The sequence below is a fragment of the Sanguibacter sp. Z1732 genome (assembly GCF_051020515.1).
Classification (GTDB): Bacteria; Actinomycetota; Actinomycetes; order Actinomycetales; family Beutenbergiaceae; genus CALKWS01.
The window spans coordinates 2,843,206-2,862,245 of record NZ_CP194857.1 but is presented as its reverse complement, the minus strand read 5'-3'; the positions used below and the strand labels follow the sequence as shown (position 1 = coordinate 2,862,245).

Sequence of the window (19,040 nt, the reverse complement as noted above, 5' to 3'; positions counted from 1 at the left end):
TCCAGCAACTAAGCGAAGCCGGCCTGGAAGCCGTGGCGGTGAAGCGGATCAACTGGCGCTACCGGCCGACGGACTTTCGCTACCAACTTCACAGCGGGGTCGGCGTGACCTGCGGCTCAACGTGCGCGCAGCAACTCCAGGACCGTCGCCATGCCCTCAGCCAAGTCAGTGACCTTCTCGTCGATTCCCGCGACGCGCCCATCCAAGCCGGCCATCCGCTCATCAAGGCCAGCGAGGCGCTCATCCAACTCATCCAGCCGATTGCCCTGTCGCAGTTGGGTGCCCTGGATCGCTGCGAGCAGCTCGTAGATCGATTGCACGTCATTGTCCAACTGACGCACTTTGCGCTCGAGTCCGGTGCTGGCCATTCCCCCACCCTATGCCCCGGGACATCTCGGCAGGGAGACTCAGCCGGCATCTGTGCATAACTCGCAGCCGATCTGCTCCGAAAGCCCACGGCCAAGAGCGACACCGTCAAACTGACCGGGAGATCCTCGTCCCGCAGTAGGCAGATAACTCAACAGCCTGACGCTCACCACCCAGGGTCGGTAGTCTCGCTACTACTGCGGTCCGACGGACTTCTGCCCGTTCAGACATGTCCCCTCCGCGCGACGATGCGTGTGCTTGCCTGGGGATGACACCACCCGCGTGACCTTCCGCGGACAGTGCTGATCGTCGTCGTCGGCTGATGCCGGCTGGACCATGAACACACTGCGGACCGACAGGCTTCCCACGCACGGACATGCCTCCCCCGCCTCACCGCGGATGAGGGACAGGCATGACGAGTTGGGTGCTGACGATCGCCCCCGAATATCCCGAGCATTGGGATATCGCCAAACAACACATGTTGTGGGACATGACGACACACCGGCAGATCGAGAGGGGAGACGTCGTCTACTTCTGGCTTGCGCGCAACGACAGGTTCGTCGGCCGCGCCGAGATCGCAGAACCTGCGGCGCGCCTGACGGGAAACGAAGCGGTCCCCTGGATCGACGGCGGGGAACGTGACTACAAGACCAGGATCAGATTTCTGCGGTGTCGGACTCCGTCGCCGGCCAGATCAGGTGGAAGCAAGTGCAGGAGCGTACGGGGATCACCCAGGGACTCAACACGATTCCGCGCACTGACGACAGCGCGGCCGAAGCATTTCTCGCCTCGCTGTTCGAGGCACTGGACGAGGTCGAGGCAGAGTTCACCGACGACCTGGACGCCGACGAAGCCGTCGCTGCGAGTGGTGAGGACACGCGGCGACGCACACTTGCCACGATCCGGGTCCGCCGTGGCCAATCGGCTTTTCGGAGCCGCCTGCTCCGCGCCTACCAACGCCGCTGCGCCGTCACGGGCTCAAGCACCGAGGATGTGCTCGAAGCGGCTCACATCCATCCCTACCGGGGCGATCACACCAACATCGTTCAGAACGGGCTGCTGCTACGCGCCGACATCCATTTGCTCTTCGATCTGCAGCAGTTGACGGTGGTCGTCGATGATGAGGGCTACCGGGTGCGGGTAAGTCCGGATGTCGGCGAAGAGACCTACCGGTCCTTTGATCACCAGCCTCTCGCGGTCTTGCCTGAGGACGGCCGCGAGCGTCCGAGCATCGAACTGCTGGAAAACCATAACGCGGAGTTTCGGTGGTTGTCCCCGCACATTGACCTACATCGATGAAAAAGATGCCCCGTTGCCCGGCCATCTTCGCGGGCACCGGCGTGGGCGTTCAGTGGTGCAGTCGGTGCGGCTTCCGGAAACCGAGTTCGCTGAGATCGAGCGTCTTGCCGGTGAACTCGACGTACCAGTGAGCGCCTTGATCCGCGGTTGGGTGTTGGCTGGGCTTGCCGATGAACGAGGAACCTCTCTGCGCAGCGCGATCGACCGGCTCGCCGGAGACACCGATCGGCTCCGAAGACTCGCAGCAAAGAGTGACGTCGCCCGAATCGGGCGAGCGTCCCGCCGTCGCGGCACTTAGTAGTGTCCCCGGGAGCGCCCAGCACGGTCACCGGGTGGCGACGATGCGTGGAGCGCCCAGACGGTGATGCGACCAGCGCGACATGCGCTGAATCGTGCGCTTCGCCGTCGTCGGCTGACGCCGGCTGAGCACTGAACCACCAGCGGGTCGACAGGGTTCGCACGGATACACCTCTCCGCTCAACGCGGATAAGGAACCGGCATGACCAGTTGGGTGCTGACGATCGCCCGGTGTTGACCTCACCGCCATGATCACTGCACTACCGTGGCAGGCAAGCGGTACCGACGGACTTCGCCTCGCCGACACGTCCCCCACCGCACGGATCTTTCGTGCTGCCCGAGGGGACTCCATACGTGTCGGCCTATCGCCTGTCCGCGCGCTCACTGCATGACCGGACCCATCCCGAACCATCGCGGCTGGAGGAGGAACTCGCGCGCTACCTCGCCTACGCCGGAGTGGGAGTCGGGCCAGGTGAGCGCGCCTCCTGGCGAGGATCGCTGCCCGTACTCGCCCAAGACCTGCGGGATGCGGGCCTTGAGCAGGTCGAGGTATTGATCGAGCATCGGCTGCCGCTGACCAGCAAGCGCACCGACGCCATCCTGGCCGGCGTCCACCCCCGCACGAAGCAGCCGTCCTACCTCGTTGTCGAACTCAAGCAGTGGTCACGGGCCCGTAGTTGGGATGGTGAGCACACCCTGGTTGACGTCCAGGGCGCGCCCTACCGTCCTTCCTTGCACCCCAGCGTGCAGGTGGGTGGCTACCGGGACTACCTACGCGACTTCATGGGCATCTTCGACGATTCCGCGCTGCACCTGGACGGTGTGGCGTATCTGCACAACGCCAGCGACAGTGGCGTCGCCGAGTTGTGGCACCAGGACGTGCTCCAACAGGCGCCGATGTTCACCGCCGAACGTCGCGGCGACTTCCTGGAACACCTGCGCAGTCACTTCGCCGAGACCCCCGGCGCCGGGGCCGCCGACCTGTGGCTGCGCTCGAAGGTCGCTCCGTCGAAGAAGTTGCTGTCCGTGGCGGCCGATGAGATCCGCGACCAGGAGCAATTCGTGCTCGTCGGCAAACAGTCGCTTGGCTACCATTTGGCGCTGCGGGCGGTGGTGCGGGCCCTCTCGGAAGACACCAAGACAGCGATCGTCATCTCCGGCGGGCCGGGTTCGGGTAAGAGCGTGATCGCGTTGTCGCTGCTGGGTGAGTTGGCACGGCAGGGTCGTTCGGTGCTGCACGCGACCGGTTCGAAGAGTTTCACCCAGACGCTGCGCAAGGTGGCCGGGCACCGCTCCCGCCCCACCCAGGCGTTGTTCAAGTACTTCAACCAGTTCATGGACGCGGAGAAGAACGGCCTGGAGGTGCTCATCCTGGACGAGGCGCACCGCATCCGGGAGACCTCGGTGAACCGGTACACACCGAAGCAGGTTCGTGAGCGCGCGCGCCTGCAGGTGGATGAGTTGATCGACGCTGCCCGGGTGCCAGTATTCCTCCTGGACCAGAACCAGGTAGTGCGCCCCGGGGAGGCCGGGAGCCTGGAACTCATCACCGACCACGTACGCGACAAGGGCATCGCGGTCCGGCACGTGAACCTCAACGCCCAGTTCCGTGCCGGCGGGAGCCAGGTCTATGTGGACTGGCTGCTTCGCCTGCTCGGATTGGGTCATGACCCGCACCGCCCGGGAAGCGGGGAGCCCACCGCGTGGCCGCGTGACGACCGGTACGCCCTCACCACCGCCTCCAGCCCCCAACAGTTGGAAGCGCAGATCCTGGCCTTGGACGCCGGCGGCGACTCCGCGCGGATGACGGCGGGTTTCTGCTGGCCGTGGAGCGACCCGACGCCGGATGGCCGCTTGGTCCCCGACGTCAAGATCGGCGAATGGGCCCGGCCGTGGAACGTGAAGTCCGAGCGCCGGGTGGGAGAGGCTCCGCCGTCGCACCTGTGGGCCACCGAGCCCGGCGGCATCAGCCAGGTGGGATGCATCTATACCGCCCAGGGCTTCGAGTACGACTGGAACGGCGTGATCCTCGGCCATGACCTGGTGTGGCGCCAGGACCGGTGGGTGTGGCCCAGCGCGAGTTCTCCAAGGACCCCGCCTTCCGTAGGTCCGTGCCCGACGACGAGTTCGACCGTCTCGTACGCAACGTGTACAAGGTGCTGCTCACCCGCGGCATGAAGGGCACGATCCTGTACTCCACCGACCCCGAGACCCAGGCCATGCTGGAGTCGGTGATCGGCGCCCGAGGCACCGGTCCGGACCTGGCATGGCCAGGAACCACTACATCTTCGGAAACCGCTGCTCGTTGATCGCGAGTTTCTCGAAAGCGGCGTCGATGGCGTCGATGCCGGTGACGTCGGCCATCCGGGCCAGGTAGATGAGGAGATCGGCGATCTCGTAGGCGACCCGCTCCCGCAGTTCAGGGTCGCTTCGCACCAGCTCATTGCTGGTGGCGCCATCGGACCATTGCAGTTCGGCGGCCAACTCCCCGGCCTCGCCGGCAATCGCCATCGCCAGGTTCTTCGCGGTGTGGAACTGCTCCCAGTCCCGGTCGACGGCGAACTGGCGCACCGCGTCTATCAGATGCTCGAACTCGCGCATGCTTGCATCCTATGTGCGGCGGTCCTGCCCCTAACCGTTCACAGGCCGCGCAGGGCCGGCCCTCCTATGTCGACGAGACCTTGACGGTGCACGTGCCCATGTAGCGGCTGAGAGGTCCATTGGCGCGATCAGTGCGCCGCAGGTGGTGCGCCAACTTCCAGCACCGCATCCAACGCCTCGCTGAAGACCTCGATGGTCTCGTTGATATCAGTATCGCTGTGAGCTGTGCGCCGAGGACGTCAAAGAATCGGTCGAACTGGCCTCCGGCACGGCCGGCGTGGAGACGGTGATCCAGAACCGCTGGGTGCCGACCACAGTCAATGCCGTGGATGACCACACCGTACGCTTCGAGATGGAAACGCCGTTAGCCTCGCTCTTCAACGCCATCCGGCAGACGCCGATCGTGGCGGCCGAGGACGTTCAGGCGGGTAGTGATGCCTTGGCCTCGAATCCCAACGGAACCGGGCCGTTCATATTGGACAGTGAGACCGAAACCATCAAGACCATGGTCGCCAACCCGGACTACTGGGACAGGGCGCCGTCGATCCAGAACCTTGTCTGGGAGTACGTTGGCGATGCGCAGACTCGTGTTAACGCTCTCCAGGCCGGCCAGGCCGATGCCATCGACCGGGTACCCCCGGAGCACCTGTCCACCATCGAGGACGCCGACGGCTTCGGGCTCATCTCGGCAACGGCGAGTGAACAGGTCAACCTGTTCTCCGTGCCCAACCGCATTCCCGAATGGGATGAAAGTTCGGAACTGCGGCGTGCTGTGATGCTCGCCATCGACCGGCAGGCGCTGGTGGAGAACCTGGTCCAGGGCGAGAGTGTGGTGGCGGAGAGTTTCCTCCCGAGCGAGACTCTCTATTACAACCCCGGGGAGATCGACTACAGCCAGAACCTCGATGAGGCCCGGGCGTTGGTCGAGGAAGCGGGCGCCGTGGGCTTGGAATTCGATGTCTGGGCTGCCAGCGGTTTCTTGCCCCGCGGGGAGCAAGTCGCCGAAGCAATCGTGGCGAATCTCAATGAGATCGGTCTGGAGGCCCGGTTGGTGACCGCCGACGTTGCCGGCCTGGTCGACGACTCGGTCGATGGCACCGGATTGCTCTACCACATCAGTTGGTCCAGTGGTGGAGACCCGGACGCCGCTGCCGGGATCTACGCCTCGCCCAACCGTTGGACCCATGGTGATGACACCATCGACAGTCTGGTCCAACAGGGCAAGACAACAACGGATGACGCCGAGCGCGAGGCCGTCTACGACGAGTTGCAGCAGTACTTGTGGGGCGAACTTCCCCACATCCCGCTGTACTACAGCGACTTCACCGTCGCCTACTCCGAAACCCTGCAAGACCTGCGGGTACTGCCCAACTACGAGACGAATTTCTACCCCGCTTCTGTTTCTGATTGAGAGACCGAATGGTTCTCTTCCTTCTCCGGCGCACCACGCAGATGATCTTTGTGGTCTTCTGCGTGGTGACGCTGGTGTTCGTGCTCCTGCGGATCGCCGGGGGCGATCCGGCCAGGCTCATGAACGCCGCGGATGCCCCCGAAGAAGTCATCGCCGCCACCAGGCAGCGATTGGGTCTGGACCGGCCGCTCGGCGTGCAGTACCTGTATTTCCTGCGCAGCATCGTGGTCGGTGACTTCGGTCGGTCCTTCCACGGCGGCTACGAGGTCCGGGACGTGGTGCTGGCGGCACTGCCCAACACCATTGCCCTCGCCGTGGTGACCGTCGTGGTGTCCACGGCCTTCGCCCTGCTGCTGGGCATCGGTTCGGCGCTATTCCGCGGTTCACTGTTGGACCGCGCGGTGCAGGTATACGTCAGCCTGGCCCAGTCCACTCCGAGCTTCTGGCTCGCGGTGATGCTCGTGCTGGTTTTCGCCGTCAACCTGAGTTGGTTGCCGGCCATCGACTTCACCGGCCCCATCAGTTTCGTCCTGCCAGTCACCACCCTGATGGTGGCTCTGACGCCGATTCTGATCCGCACGATCCGTCAGTCCTTCGTCGAAACTCTGCAACGCGATTACATCCGTGCCGCCCGGGCCCGGGGCATTCCCAACGCGCGGATCCTCTTGATCCACACCCTCAAGGTGGCGTCCCTTCCGCTGATTACCCTGGTCGGACTGCAGTCCGGCATGATCCTGGCCGGCTCCTACGTCGTTGAGGTGATCTTCAACTGGCCCGGTATCGGGAAACTGGCCGTCGATGCGCTGGCGAGCCGGAACTATCCGATGGTGCAGGGCTCGGTGCTCATCGCAGCGGTTGCTTTCGTGGTGGTCAACTTCGTCGTCGACATCCTCTACTCGGTACTCGATCCTCGGATCCGGCTGGGAGCGAACGCGTGACCGGAACACCCACCGTCGCTATCACGTCACCGCGCCTGCCCGGACGCACCCCCCGCTTCACCGCCTCGATGTGGCGCCGGCGTACCGCCGTCGTCGGCCTGGCTGGGCTTTCCATTATCGTCTTGGTCGCCATCACCGCTCCCTGGATCGTGCCGCACCCCCCGGGCAGACCAACCTGGCCAACGTCCTGGCCCCGCCGGTGTGGTCCGGTGGCGATGTGACTCACATCCTGGGCACCGACGGGCTCGGCCGGGACGTACTCTCCCGGTTGATCTACGGCGCCCGGTCCTCGGTCCTGATCAGCACCAGCGCCATGCTGATCGGCGGAACACTCGGAGTCATCACCGGTCTGATCGCCGGATTCTTCGGGGGTCTGGTCGACACGATCATCATGCGCCTGGGCGACATCCAACTAGCCCTACCCTTCATCCTGATCGCCATCGTGATCCTGGGAATGCTGCCCGAACGCCGCCCCGTCCACCTCATCGTGGTGCTGGGTATCCCGGCGTGGATCGTCTACGCCAGGGTTATCCGTGCCCGGGTGCTCACAGAACGGGAAGCGGACTACGTGCAGGCGGCCACGACCCTGGGCGCCAGTGGATTCCGCCGGATCTTCCGCTACATCCTGCCGCAGGTCTGGGGCGTGCTGCCTGCCATCGCGCTGGTGGACCTGTCCAACCTGGTGGTCATGGAGTCCACCCTCAGTTTCCTCGGCTTCGGCCTCTCCTCCCCCGATGTGTCCTGGGGACAGATCCTGGCCGATGGGCGCCAGAGCATGACGATTGCCCCGTGGCTCTCCGTGCTACCCGGTCTTGCCATCATGTTCACAGTGCTGTCCATCAATCTGGCCGTGGAATCCCCCGGTCTGGAGTCCCGCCGGCGGCCATGGCGGGCTCACTTCCTGCGGCGCACCAGAGAAGACTCCCTGCCCACCACCACCTCGGCGCCCACCCCCGCACCGGTGAGCACCGACGAGGACGTGCTGCTGAGCGTGCGCAACCTGGCAGTGGACTTCCAGGCACACAGTGACAGCCCGCCGGTACATGCGGTCCGGGGTGTCGATCTGACGGTGCGCCGCGGCCAGATCGTCGGGATCGTGGGCGAGAGCGGATCGGGCAAGTCGGTCAGTGCGTACGCGATCAGCCGACTGCTGGCAGGTACCGCGCGAATCCCGCACGGATCGGCCCACTTCGACGGGATCGACCTGACTGCAGCCTCCGAAGGTCAGATGCGCCAGATCCGCGGACGCCGGATCGGGATGATCTTCCAGAACCCCACCGGTTCGCTCAACCCCGTCTTCACCGTGGGTTTCCAGATGGTCGAGGCGATCCAAGCCAATAAACCGGTATCCCGCAAAGCTGCCCGGCAACTCGCTGAATCGGCACTGCGCGATGTCGGCTTCGGTAATCCTTCCGACATCCTGCGGCGCCACCCCTTCCGGCTCAGTGGTGGCCAGAACCAACGCGTGATGATTGCTATGACCATGGTGGTCGAACCTGAACTCCTCCTCGCTGATGAGCCGACCACAGCCCTGGATGTGACCACGCAGGCCCAGGTGCTCGACCAGTTGCGTCGAGTCCGAGATGAACACGGCGCGAGCGTGGTGATCATCAGCCACGACATCGGCCTGATCGGTGAGATCGCTGACGAGGTCGTGGTGATGTACGCCGGCCGCGTATGCGAGTCCGGCACCGCCGAGCAGGTCCTGCTCAACCCTCAGCACCCCTACACGCAGGCGCTGCTGTCCTCGGTACCGACCCCGGAGGTCATCGCTGCCGACAGTCTCCAAGGGATCCCCGGTGACCTGCCCGACCCGATGGCGCAGATCACGGGCTGTCCGTTCGCGCCCCGGTGCCCCGCCGTAATGGATGTCTGCCGGACCACCGATCCGGCCCTTTTGGAAGTGCCCGCCGGACAAGCCGTCGCGTGCCACCTGCACGTCCCGCAAACGGAGGTTGTCACCCGATGAGCACCACTGTTGATTCGACGGTCAAGGACACCGAGCCCCTCATCGAGTTGGAAGACGTCCAAAAGCACTACCGGGTGCGCAGCGGATTGTCCCGGCGCACTGTGGCTGTGCAGGCAGTGAACGGCGTGACCCTATCGATAGCACCCGGGGAGATTCTCGGACTCGTGGGTGAGAGTGGCTGTGGCAAGTCCACGCTCTCCCGGACCCTGGTGCAGTTGGAGACGATCGACTCGGGTCAGATCAAGTTCAAAGGTGCGCGGGTCGATCCCTCGACCTCCTTGCAGCGGGAGATCCAGATCGTCTTCCAGGACCCCTATTCCTCCCTCCCCCCACACATGACAGTGCGCCAGATCGTTGCCGAGCCATTGCTCATCCACCGGCTATTGCGGGGGGAAGCGGTGGAGGAACGCGTCGGCGAACTGCTCACCAACGTCGGCTTGGGACCTGAGTACGGGAGCCGTCGGCCCGGACAACTCAGTGGTGGGCAGCGTCAGCGAGTGGGGATAGCACGCGCTCTTGCGCTCGAGCCGTCGCTGCTGGTGGCCGATGAAGCGGTATCAGCGCTGGATGTATCGGTCCAGGCACAGATCCTCAATCTCCTGCGGCGGTTGCAGGGCGAGTTGGGCCTGACGATGCTGTTCGTCTCCCACGACATCGGTGTGGTGCGATATATCAGCGATCGGATCGCCGTGATGTACCTGGGCCGGGTGGTGGAGTTGGCCAGTGCCGCGGATGTGTACAAGAACCCCGCCCATCCTTACACCCGCGCCCTCATGGACGCGGTACCCAGCATCGAGCATCGCAACCGGTCCCGCGTCGAGGCCCAAGGCGATCCGCCCGATCCCAAGGATCCCCCACCGGGATGCACCTTCCATCCGCGCTGCCCGATGGCGCAGGAAATCTGCCGGATCGAGCGACCCGAACTGCGTGAATGGTTGCCCGGCAGGCAAGTGGCGTGTCATTTCGCCAACGAGTGCCTGGCCGCCTCTGCAGCAGGCGCCAAATGAGGCCGCCGGTCCGCATCGCCGTCGCGGGCCTGGGCGTGATGGGATCCCGGTGGCTGCGCGCTGTTGCCGACCACCCATCAGCCCAGATCGCATTGGTCTGCGACACCGCCACCGAGCGCGCTCGGAGTTTGGCCGATGACCACGGGGGGCGCTGGGCGGCAGACCTAGACGACCTGGGTGGGGTCGACGGTCTGATCGTGTGCACGCCCGAACATCTGCACACAGAGTCCGCCGTGCGGGCATTGGAAGCAGGAATCCCCGTCGCAGTGGAGAAACCGCTGGCCCATGACCTCCCCTCTGCGGCCCGGATCGTCGACGCCTCCGAGCGTTCTGGTGTGCCCGTCCTGGCCGGTCACATCCTGCGGTTCGAATCCCGCTACAGCCGCATCAAGACGGCCATCGACGACGGTTTGATCGGACCGGTCATCGGTGTGCGCAGCGCCCGGGTCGGTATTCGCAGAGATCAGGACGTCCTGCGGGGCCGGACCACCGCACCGCTGTACTACGGCACCCATGAACTGGACCTGGCGCGCTGGTATGCCGGTGACATCGAGCAGATCTCTGCCTTCCGCAACTCCGGTGTACTGAATCGCCAGGGCTATGACATCGCGGATCTGTACTCGGTCGCCATGCAGTTCACCAGTGGTGCCCACGGGACATCGATGCTGGGTTGGTCCTTGCCGGACCGGTCGGTACCGCCCGGATTGTCGGGGTTCACCGTGATCGGGGAGGAAGGCTATCTGCAGGTAGAGCAAGGGGTCACCGGACTGGTCGGAGTGACTGCTGACGGAGCCGCCGCGTTGGACACCTGGTTCAGCCCGGAGATCCACGGCCGAACGGGCGGCGCCATGGCCCAGGAAGTCGACCATTTCATTTCTGTCATCGCTGAAGGTACCGACCCGGTCTGCACAGCCCGCGACGGTATGGAAGCACTACGCGCCAGTCTGGCCGTGGAACACTCGGCCCGGACCGGGCAAATCGTCATGATGAAGGAGTTTGGAGACCGATGAAGCACGTTCCGATTGTGATCGGCGGCAAGCGCAGCACCGGCGATGATCATCTGGAGGTGATCAGCCCGGCCACCGGTCAGCCGGTGGCCACTATGGCCCGGGCCACAGCCGAGGACCTCGACCGCGCTGTGCACGCCGCCCGGGATGCAGCCGCGGAACTGGCCGCGATGACCATCCGGCAACGTGCGGCGAAAGTGGCCATGGTCGCCGAACTCATTGAGCGTGATATCGAACCGATGGCCCGCGACCTTGCCAGCGAACAAGGCAAACCCATCGCCGAGGCCCGCGGGGAGGTCTCCGTGGCTGCGGAGATGTGGCGGGATGCAGCCGAGATCACCCGGCACATGACCGATGCGATCCTGCCCAGTGACAATCCCGAGCGTGCCATCCTCACCGTGCGACGCCCGCACGGCGTTCTGGGAGTGATCACACCGTGGAACTTCCCGGCCACGATCCCGACCGAGTACCTGTGCGCCGGTCTCGCCGCCGGTAACGCGATCGTGTGGAAACCCTCCGAACTCACCCCGATGACGGCCCTGTGGCTGCAGGACTTCGTGGAGGAAGCCGGGTTTCCGGCGGGCAGCGTCAACCTGGTCCCGGGAATGGGACAGGATATCGGCGCCGGCATCGCCGGGCACCGGAGTATTGACGCGATCGGGTTCACCGGGAGCCCCGCCACCGGGAATGCCATCACGGCCACGGCCGGCCCGAAACCACTGCTGCTGGAACTTGGCGGCAACAATGCCACTGTGGTGCTCGCCGATGCGGATGTGGACGAAGCGGCTCGCCGGCTGGCCGGTGCAACGTTCGCCAATGCCGGGCAGATCTGCAGTTCCACCGAGCGGATCATCGTCGAACGCAGCATCTATGACGATCTCGCCGAGGCTCTCGCCGCAGAAGCGCGCAGGCTCCGTCTCGGTCCGTCCCTTGACGAACACACCACGATCGGGCCGCTGAACAACGAAGCCACTGCGGCCAAGGTGGATGCGCATATCGCCGATGCCACCTCCCGTGGCGCCACTGTCCTCGCCGGGGGCGGAAGGGCCAGCGGCCATCCCACTGATCTGTACTACGAACCGAGCATCCTCAAGGACCTGGATCCGGCCATGACGGCGTTCCGGGCGGAGACGTTCGCCCAGTCGCCATGCTGATGCCCTTCGACGGCTTGGACCAGGCCGCGGACCTGGTCAACGACCACGGGCTGGGCCTAGTGGCGGGAGTTCTCAGCACGGACACCGCGCGTGCGGTAGACCTCGGACGGCGGTTACGTGCCGGCATTGTCAATATCGGCGACGTAGCAACCTCGTGGCAACCGCACAGCCCCTTCGGTGGCTATTCCGGGCGCGCCAGCGGCGTGGGACGCATCGGTGGCCGCTACTCCATCGAGGAACTGTCCCAACTCCAGACGTTCACCGTGCCGGCAAGGATGCTGCCATGAGCGCTACTCGCATTGAGGACAAGACGACCGAACAAGTCACCGAGGCGATGACCCGGGCGAAGGTGGCGATCCTTCCGGTCGGAGCCGTGGAGCAACACGGCCCGCACTTGTCCGTGATGACCGATGCCACGATCGCGAAGGCATTTGCGGAGTCGTTGGCCGATCGCCTTGATGAGCAGGCGATTCTCTTCCCATTGCAGCCTTACGGGATCTCCGAACACCACGAGAATTTCGCAGGAACGGTGACCCTGAGCCCTATGACGTTCATCGCGGTCATGGTCGACCTGGCCGCCTCGTTGAAGAGCCAGGGGTTCACCCGAATCGTTTTCGTCAATGGTCATGGCGGCAACATCGATGCCCTGTCGATCGTGTCACGCCGGGTTCGCAGCGAATTGGGTGTCCTGGCTGCGTCGGTGATGTGGGCGCGTTTGGCACGCGACCTTTGCGCCGAACTAGCGTCGGGCCCGCGCTATGGCCACGCCTGCGAACTGGAGACGTCCGTCGCGATGTTCCTCGCCCCGCAATTGGTGCACACCGAGCGCATCCAGCAACCCGGTCAGCACCGCGAGGTCGACAGTCTCTCCGCCCCGCACGGTTTCGTGGATGTCGCGCCACGCTTCGATGATCTGACCACCGACGGCGTGTACGGAGACCCCACCATCGCTCACCCTGAACTGGGCGAGAAGATCGTGACACGCGCACTGGAGCGGGCTGAAACCTTCTGCCGTAGGTTCCTCCACGATGACTGGCCCCACCTCGATCAGCACGAACTATGACCCAGACGATTGTGTACGGCGCCCGCTTGGTCCGGACGATGGACCCGGCATGCCCGACGGCGCAGGCGGTGGCTGCGCGGGGGGACCGCATCCGAGCGGTCGGCTCAGTAGCCGAACTGCTCACCTACCCCGATTCGGTGTACAACTCCCGCTTCGAACACGCAATGCTGCTCCCGGGATTCGTCGAGGCACACAGTCACGCAGAATCCGGATCTGTGTGGGATGGGATCTACGTCGGGTATGTGGACCGGACCGATCCCTCGGGGAGGAACTGGCCGGGATGTCGATCGATCGATGCGGTCCTGGCGCGCCTGCAGCAGGGCGAGGCCGAACTACAGGACACCGATCGCACGTTACTGGCGTGGGGATTCGACCCCATCTACTTCCCCGACGAACGGCTGACCGCCGCCGAACTCGACACCGTTTCGGCTACACGCCCGATCTATGTCACCCACACCAGTGGCCATGGCTGCACGGTGAACACGGTGACGATGCAAAGGGGTGGGATCGACCGGGACACCGGGGTCGCCGGCATCATCGGCGACGGCGATGGGGATCCGATCGGTGAATTGCACGAGTTCGACGCCGTGGGCCTGGTCGCCACCGTCCTGGACAGCGGAGGTCTGGCGGCGATCAATGCCGAGGCGCTCAGGCGCTTCGGCCAGGATGCGGTGAACACCGGGACCACGACCGTGACCGATCTGGGAACTCCCCATCTGATGGACGATGCGGGCGTCGAGATCTTCCGTGCCACAGTCGATCACCACTTCCCCGCGCGGCTCAATGTTTTCCACGCCGGCGCCGGGATGGGCCCGGTAGCCGGCACCATGGCGCAGGCGGCCGAGCGCATCACGGAACTCACCGGTACATCCGCGGCGAACCTACGATTTGGCAACGTCAAACTTGTGCTGGATGGCACCTGCAGGGATTCACCGCACGAGTATTGGAACCCGGGTTTTTCGGTGCCGATCACAACGGGATGTGGAACATCGCGCCGCAGGACTACCGCGAAGCGTTCGAGGTCTTCCATCGCGCCGGCCTGATGATCCACGTCCACTGCAACGGTGATGAGGCCACCGAGTTGTTCCTGGACACTTTGGAAGCAGCGCTCATCGCCCACCCCAGGCCGGATCACCGCCACACCTGCACACATTCGCAGATGACCACTGCCGCCCAGTACCGGCGCATGGCGGCACTGGGTGCCTGCGCCAACGTGTTCGCGAACCACATCTGGGCCTACGGCGATCAGCACCTAGACATCACGGTCGTGCCCGACCGGGCGCGCCGGAACAATGCGGCTGCGACGGCACTGCGCCATGGTGTGCCGATCTCGTTGCACTCCGACACGCCGGTAACCCCGCTCGGACCGCTATCGACGATCAAGCACGCCGTCACCCGCAAGACGGTGTCGGGACGGGTCATGGGTGAACACGAGCGCATCAGCGTGCCCCAGGCACTGCATGCCGTCACCGTGGGTGGTGCCTACATGCTGAAGATGGATCACGAGGTCGGATCGATCGAGACCGGGAAATTCGCTGATTTCGCCGTGCTGGCTGAAGATCCGCTCACGGTGGACCCTCTGGAGATCGGCGATATCCACGTACACGGCACGGTGCTGGGTGGCACCTTCCACCCGAGCAATACCCCGGCGCCGTAGGCCCTGCCTACCGCGGCGCTGACGTCTACTATGAGGAACTGGCGATATGCAGGCGCGTCGGGGCCGCCCGTTCACGCACTCAGTTTGCGGGCAATCGTCTGGGCTGCACGCTGAAGTTGTTTCGCCACCACCGGCACCTGCTCTGAGGGCATTCGATCGATCGGAGCGCTCACGCTCACAGCCGCGGGAAAATCGAGGGACGGGATCACAACAGCGAGACAACGGCCTGCCACCTGATTCTCCTCGTCATCGACGGCCCACCCTTGAGCACGGACACGTTCGAGTTCCTCCAGATAGGCTTCCGGATCGGTGATCGTCGCCTCGGTCCGGGCAGGCATGCCATGAATCTTGAGGATCGATCGGACCTTATCGGACGGGAGTTCTGCGCACATGGCCTTCCCCAGAGCTGTGGAGTGGACCAAGCCCCGCTCCCCGACGCGTGCGGCTAAGCGCATCATGTACGGGGATTCGGCGACCAGAGTGTGGATTACCCGACTGCCGTCCAGGACGCCGAGGTTTACGGTCTCCGTCAGCCGGTCCCGCAACGCGGTCAGGACCGGTTCTGCGGTCTCGGTGAGCAACTCCACTCCACGGCGATCGTGAGCACGGAACGCCAGTCCCAACTGGTAGTTGGCACCGTCGGGACTGCGCTCCACATAATGACGGGCTTCAAGTGCGGTCAGGTACCGGAACGCGGAACTCTTGGGTAGTTCCGTGGCGGCAGCCACATCCGACAGCGAGACGGGATCGCTGGCATTGGCCAGGGTGTCCAGGATGTCGCAGACCCGATCAACCGCGCGGATCGGATAAGACCTCTGTGCCGTCTCTGAATCGTCGACTGATGTCGCCATACTCTGCGCTCCTCCCCTGCTGTGCGGCTCCAGTGCGCGCACCTCGATATTCCACAACGCTACGCCAGGATTTTCTCATCTTTCGGCAGTTCGGACGCCGATGGCAGAGAAACACATTTCGGTAGGTGGACCACACCCTATCGCACTGGCCCCACTCCTCATCGACCGCAGCATTGACCATCCTCAACGACAGCCGGTAAGTTCTATTGCATTAGGTGAAGACGGCGTTCTGCCTACAGAAGCTTGGAGTGTCAATGAGAATCGCGACGTTGGGATTCAGTCACGAAGCGAACACCTTCTCCTCCGTGCCAGCGGACCTGAGCCAATGGGAGCGGGCAGGAATCCTCGAAGGTGATCAGATCCTGGCGCAGTACCGCGATGCCGACGCCACGATCAGTGGCTTCCTGGAACTCGGACGGATTGATCCGGCCATCACTGTGGTTCCGCTAGTCTTTACCAAGATCACCCCGATGGGCACAATCACGGCCGAGGCCTACGACCACCTCGTCGGGCGAATGCTCGAAGCGTTGAAGTCACAAGGCCCCTGGGATGCCGTTCTGCTGGCGCAACACGGGGCCGCAGTGTCGGAGGAATACGCCGACGCCGACGGCGAGTTCGTTCGCCGGGTGCGCGAATTGGTCGGTCCCTCCGTCCGAATCGGGGTCACTCTCGATATGCACGCCAACCTCTCCGAGTTACTTGTGCAGAACGCCGATGTGGCCACCGTCTACCAGACAAATCCGCACATCGATGCTCGACCCCGCGCACTCGAGGCAGGGCAACTCATCGCGCAAGCGGTCCGCGGGCAGATCGATCCTGTGATGGCTCTGGAGATGCCCCCACTGGCCATCAACATTCTGCGGCAGGGCACCGACGACTCCCCCATGCGGGAACTGTTGGCGCACTCCCGGACGGAAATGCAGCGCTCAGGGGTTCTGTCAGTCAGCGTCGTGGAGGGCTACCCGTACGCTGATGTGGCGGAAATGGGAATGAGTTTTCTCGCGGTGACCGACGGCGATCATGTCTTGGCACGGGACGTCGCCACCTCCATGGCCCGAGCGGCTTGGAACCAACGCGAGTCCTACGACGCGGGCGCAATATCGATCGAGGATGCCCTGCTCCGTGCGCAGCAAGCCGTCGAAGCCCCCATCGTGCTCCTTGATACCGGCGACAACGTCGGCGCCGGCAGCCCCGCAGACTCGACCCATTTACTGGCGCAGGCGCAACGGATGGGCATCGAAGGCGTCTTCTGCTCACTATGCGATCCGGAAGCCGTCCAGGAATGCCGCGATGCGGGCGTCGGTGAGACCGTGGACCTGCTGGTCGGGGGCAAGACCGACGGCCTGCACGGCTCACCGGTGCGGGTGCGCGGACGGGTCCGGCTGCTCACTGACGGCCGTTGGGAGGACACCGGGCAGACTCACGGCGGATTCCGCTTCTTCAACACCGGCCCGGGCGCACTGCTCGCCGCCGAAGACGGCCATGACATCCTCTTGACCAGCCGACCGCTGGGCAACGTCAGCCTGCAGCAATTGCGAGCCGTCGGACTCGAGCCGACCCGGCAGCCGATCATCATCGCCAAGGGCGTCAACTCCCCTCGTGCGGCGTTCGAACCGATCGCGGCTGAGATGATCTACGTCGGCACCCCAGGTGTCACGAGCGCGGACCTCTCGACCTTCCGATACCGTCACCGGCGCCCGATGTCGCCGTTCGACGAAGATGTGACGTACTGACGGCTGCGGGCTCCGAAGAGCCTGTCAGCCGGGGCCGGGACACCCGGCCCGGCTGACATCACTCAGGCAGCATTGATGTGCCGCAAGACCTTCCCCGCACGGGCGCTGGTCAAGGAGCCGTCCTGCACCGTGAGGGTGCCATTGACGATGACGTGAGAGATCCCGATTGGTTCGCGGGCAGGCTCTTCGAATGACGCCTGATCGATGACCTTGGTTGGATCGAAGGCAACCAGATCGGCGACGGCGCCGGCACGGATGACACCGCGGTCCTGAATCTGCAACCGTTCCGCAACAGCGCTGGTCATCTTTCGCACCGCCTCCGGTAGGGACATCAGTCCCTTCTCGCGCACGTAGCGCCCGAGCACCCGGGGGAAGGTGCCGAATCCGCGTGGGTGCGGCTTCAGTCCCTGCTGGTCCAATGGCACCGCCGAGCCGTCCGATCCGACCACGGAGAGTCGGTGCGCCAAGAACTCCATCATGTCTTCTTCAGTTCGGTAGAAGAGCACCACCTGAACGCTGTTGCCGTGCTCCAGGCACAGGTCGAGGGTGAATGTCGCGGGGTCCACCCCTGCGCGTTCGGCGGCATCCTTGATGGTCAGCCCCACGCACTCCTCACGCCCCGGTCCACTGCGGCTGATCACCACCCGGTCCCAGAACCAGGGAATGCCGTTCATCCACCCGGCAGCGAGTTCGGTCAGCGCCCGTTCCCGGGTCGCCGGATCTTCCATCATTGCGCGCATACCCTCTGTACCACCGGCTTGGGTCCAGGCCGGCAGGTATTGGGTGAGCGAGGACGAAGAGGCATCGTAGGGGTAGACATCGAACGCTACGTCCAAGCCGTCGGATTCGGCCTGTTCCAACAAGGCGATGTACTGCGTTGCTTGGCCCCACTTCGTCGGTTCATTGATGGCGGCGTGGGAAGCCTGCAGACGGGCCCCCGCCTGTTGACTGGTGCGGATCGCTTCTTCGATCGCCGGGAAGCCCTCGCCGGGGGTGGCGCGGGAATGGGTGGCGTACAGCCCATCCCACTGCCCCACCACTCGCGCCAATTCGCGCACTTCGTCCTCTTCGCCGTACCCGGATGGAATGTGCGTCAGTCCTGTTGACATCCCGAATGCACCCTGCTGCATGCTTTGGGAAACCAGTTCCTGCATCCGTGCAAGTTCCTCGGACGTGGGTCGACGATCATCCACACCCATCACGGCCACGCGCACGGTCCCGTGGCCCACCAGCGGAGCCACATTCAGCGCAGGAGGATTTTCCTCGATCGCCTGGGCGTAGGTGTCCAGGTCATGCCATGTCAGGTCGATCGGATCATCGCCGATCCGGGCGATGTGGTCGGCGTGCAGCGGCAGTCGGTCCGTATCCAGCGGGAAAGCGGAGAAGCCGCAGTTCCCGGTCACTTCGGTGGTCACACCTTGCAGGATCTTGCTCTCTGCTGCCGGGTCCAGCAGCACGCTGACGTCGGAGTGGGTATGGATGTCGATGAAGCCGGGGGTGAGGAATGATCCGGTCAGGTCGATGGTCCTCTGGGCGGTCACGTCATGCAGGTCACCGACAGCGACAATCTTGTCTCCGCTGATCGCGACATCGGCCCGCTTCGCTTCCGTGCCAGTGCCGTCGATCACCTCGGCTCCGCGCAGTAGCAGGTCAACGTTCATGGGGTCCTTTCACAGGTGGGTGCCTG

The 19,040-nt window shown here is 64.4% G+C and carries 15 protein-coding genes and 2 pseudogenes; 13 read left to right on the top strand and 4 right to left on the bottom strand.

Annotation, left to right across the window (positions count from 1 at the left end; all coding sequences use genetic code 11):
* Positions 1-116: 116 nt before the first annotated feature.
* The gene (locus ACRRRO_RS15010; protein ID WP_424798268.1) at positions 117-368 is read right to left on the bottom strand and encodes a hypothetical protein; all 252 of its coding nucleotides are present in this window, start codon (positions 366-368) and stop codon (positions 117-119) included.
* 667 nt (positions 369-1,035) lie between these two features.
* Here ACRRRO_RS15010 and ACRRRO_RS15005 point away from each other — a divergent pair.
* The 3 genes from ACRRRO_RS15005 to ACRRRO_RS14995 all read left to right on the top strand — a co-directional run bounded on the left by ACRRRO_RS15005 (position 1,036) and on the right by ACRRRO_RS14995 (position 4,271).
* Complete coding sequence (locus ACRRRO_RS15005) at positions 1,036-1,665, top strand: HNH endonuclease (protein WP_434080509.1); 630 nt, start codon at positions 1,036-1,038, stop codon at positions 1,663-1,665.
* 651 nt (positions 1,666-2,316) lie between these two features.
* Positions 2,317-4,140 carry a DNA/RNA helicase domain-containing protein gene (locus ACRRRO_RS15000; RefSeq protein ID WP_434080508.1) on the top strand — a complete coding sequence of 608 codons (1,824 nt, stop codon included), beginning with the start codon at positions 2,317-2,319 and terminating at the stop codon, positions 4,138-4,140.
* Entirely contained in the window at positions 4,023-4,271 is a 249-nt protein-coding gene (locus ACRRRO_RS14995) for a DNA/RNA helicase domain-containing protein (protein ID WP_434080507.1), read from the top strand. Before ACRRRO_RS15000 ends, ACRRRO_RS14995 begins: the two co-directional genes overlap by 118 nt.
* Here the strand turns inward: ACRRRO_RS14995 and ACRRRO_RS14990 are convergent.
* Complete coding sequence (locus ACRRRO_RS14990) at positions 4,243-4,563, bottom strand: nucleotide pyrophosphohydrolase (RefSeq protein ID WP_424798271.1); 321 nt, start codon at positions 4,561-4,563, stop codon at positions 4,243-4,245. The genes ACRRRO_RS14995 and ACRRRO_RS14990 overlap by 29 nt on opposite strands.
* A gap of 223 nt (positions 4,564-4,786) precedes the next feature.
* On the opposite strand from ACRRRO_RS14990, the gene ACRRRO_RS14985 reads away from it, so the two are divergent.
* The 9 genes and pseudogenes from ACRRRO_RS14985 to ACRRRO_RS14945 all read left to right on the top strand — a co-directional run bounded on the left by ACRRRO_RS14985 (position 4,787) and on the right by ACRRRO_RS14945 (position 14,769).
* Positions 4,787-5,974: an ABC transporter substrate-binding protein gene (locus tag ACRRRO_RS14985; protein WP_424798281.1), complete on the top strand. Its 1,188-nt coding sequence runs from the start codon at positions 4,787-4,789 to the stop codon at positions 5,972-5,974.
* Between the two features lie 8 nt (positions 5,975-5,982).
* Complete coding sequence (locus ACRRRO_RS14980; protein ID WP_424798272.1) at positions 5,983-6,912, top strand: ABC transporter permease; 930 nt, start codon at positions 5,983-5,985, stop codon at positions 6,910-6,912.
* A gap of 68 nt (positions 6,913-6,980) precedes the next feature.
* On the top strand, positions 6,981-7,133 hold the full coding sequence (locus tag ACRRRO_RS14975; RefSeq protein WP_434081590.1) for a hypothetical protein: 153 nt from the start codon (positions 6,981-6,983) through the stop codon (positions 7,131-7,133).
* A complete protein-coding gene (locus ACRRRO_RS14970) occupies positions 7,130-8,881 on the top strand; it encodes a dipeptide/oligopeptide/nickel ABC transporter permease/ATP-binding protein (protein ID WP_434080506.1) in 1,752 nt (583 codons plus the stop codon). The genes ACRRRO_RS14975 and ACRRRO_RS14970 overlap by 4 nt, the downstream gene beginning before the upstream one ends.
* Positions 8,878-9,888, top strand: coding sequence for an ABC transporter ATP-binding protein (locus tag ACRRRO_RS14965; protein ID WP_424798274.1), 1,011 nt, complete (start codon positions 8,878-8,880; stop codon positions 9,886-9,888). Before ACRRRO_RS14970 ends, ACRRRO_RS14965 begins: the two co-directional genes overlap by 4 nt.
* Positions 9,885-10,898 carry a Gfo/Idh/MocA family protein gene (locus ACRRRO_RS14960; protein WP_424798275.1) on the top strand — a complete coding sequence of 338 codons (1,014 nt, stop codon included), beginning with the start codon at positions 9,885-9,887 and terminating at the stop codon, positions 10,896-10,898. The genes ACRRRO_RS14965 and ACRRRO_RS14960 overlap by 4 nt, the downstream gene beginning before the upstream one ends.
* Positions 10,895-12,336: pseudogene (locus tag ACRRRO_RS14955) on the top strand (aldehyde dehydrogenase family protein). Before ACRRRO_RS14960 ends, ACRRRO_RS14955 begins: the two are co-directional and overlap by 4 nt.
* Positions 12,333-13,112: a creatininase family protein gene (locus ACRRRO_RS14950; RefSeq protein WP_424798277.1), complete on the top strand. Its 780-nt coding sequence runs from the start codon at positions 12,333-12,335 to the stop codon at positions 13,110-13,112. The pseudogene ACRRRO_RS14955 and the gene ACRRRO_RS14950 overlap by 4 nt, the downstream one beginning before the upstream one ends.
* Positions 13,109-14,769 (top strand): annotated as a pseudogene (locus ACRRRO_RS14945) (amidohydrolase). Before ACRRRO_RS14950 ends, ACRRRO_RS14945 begins: the two are co-directional and overlap by 4 nt.
* Positions 14,770-14,840: 71 nt before the next feature.
* Here ACRRRO_RS14945 and ACRRRO_RS14940 read toward each other — a convergent pair.
* Positions 14,841-15,620, bottom strand: a complete 780-nt coding sequence (locus ACRRRO_RS14940; protein ID WP_434080505.1) for an IclR family transcriptional regulator — start codon at positions 15,618-15,620, stop codon at positions 14,841-14,843.
* Positions 15,621-15,835: 215 nt separating this feature from the next.
* On the opposite strand from ACRRRO_RS14940, the gene ACRRRO_RS14935 reads away from it, so the two are divergent.
* Positions 15,836-17,353 (top strand): M81 family metallopeptidase, encoded by a 1,518-nt coding sequence (locus ACRRRO_RS14935; RefSeq protein WP_434080504.1) that lies wholly within the window; start codon positions 15,836-15,838, stop codon positions 17,351-17,353.
* Positions 17,354-17,415: 62 nt separating this feature from the next.
* On the opposite strand, the gene ACRRRO_RS14930 is transcribed toward ACRRRO_RS14935, so the two are convergent.
* Entirely contained in the window at positions 17,416-19,014 is a 1,599-nt protein-coding gene (locus tag ACRRRO_RS14930) for an N-acyl-D-amino-acid deacylase family protein (RefSeq protein ID WP_434080503.1), read from the bottom strand.
* Between the last annotated feature and the right edge of the window lie 26 nt (positions 19,015-19,040).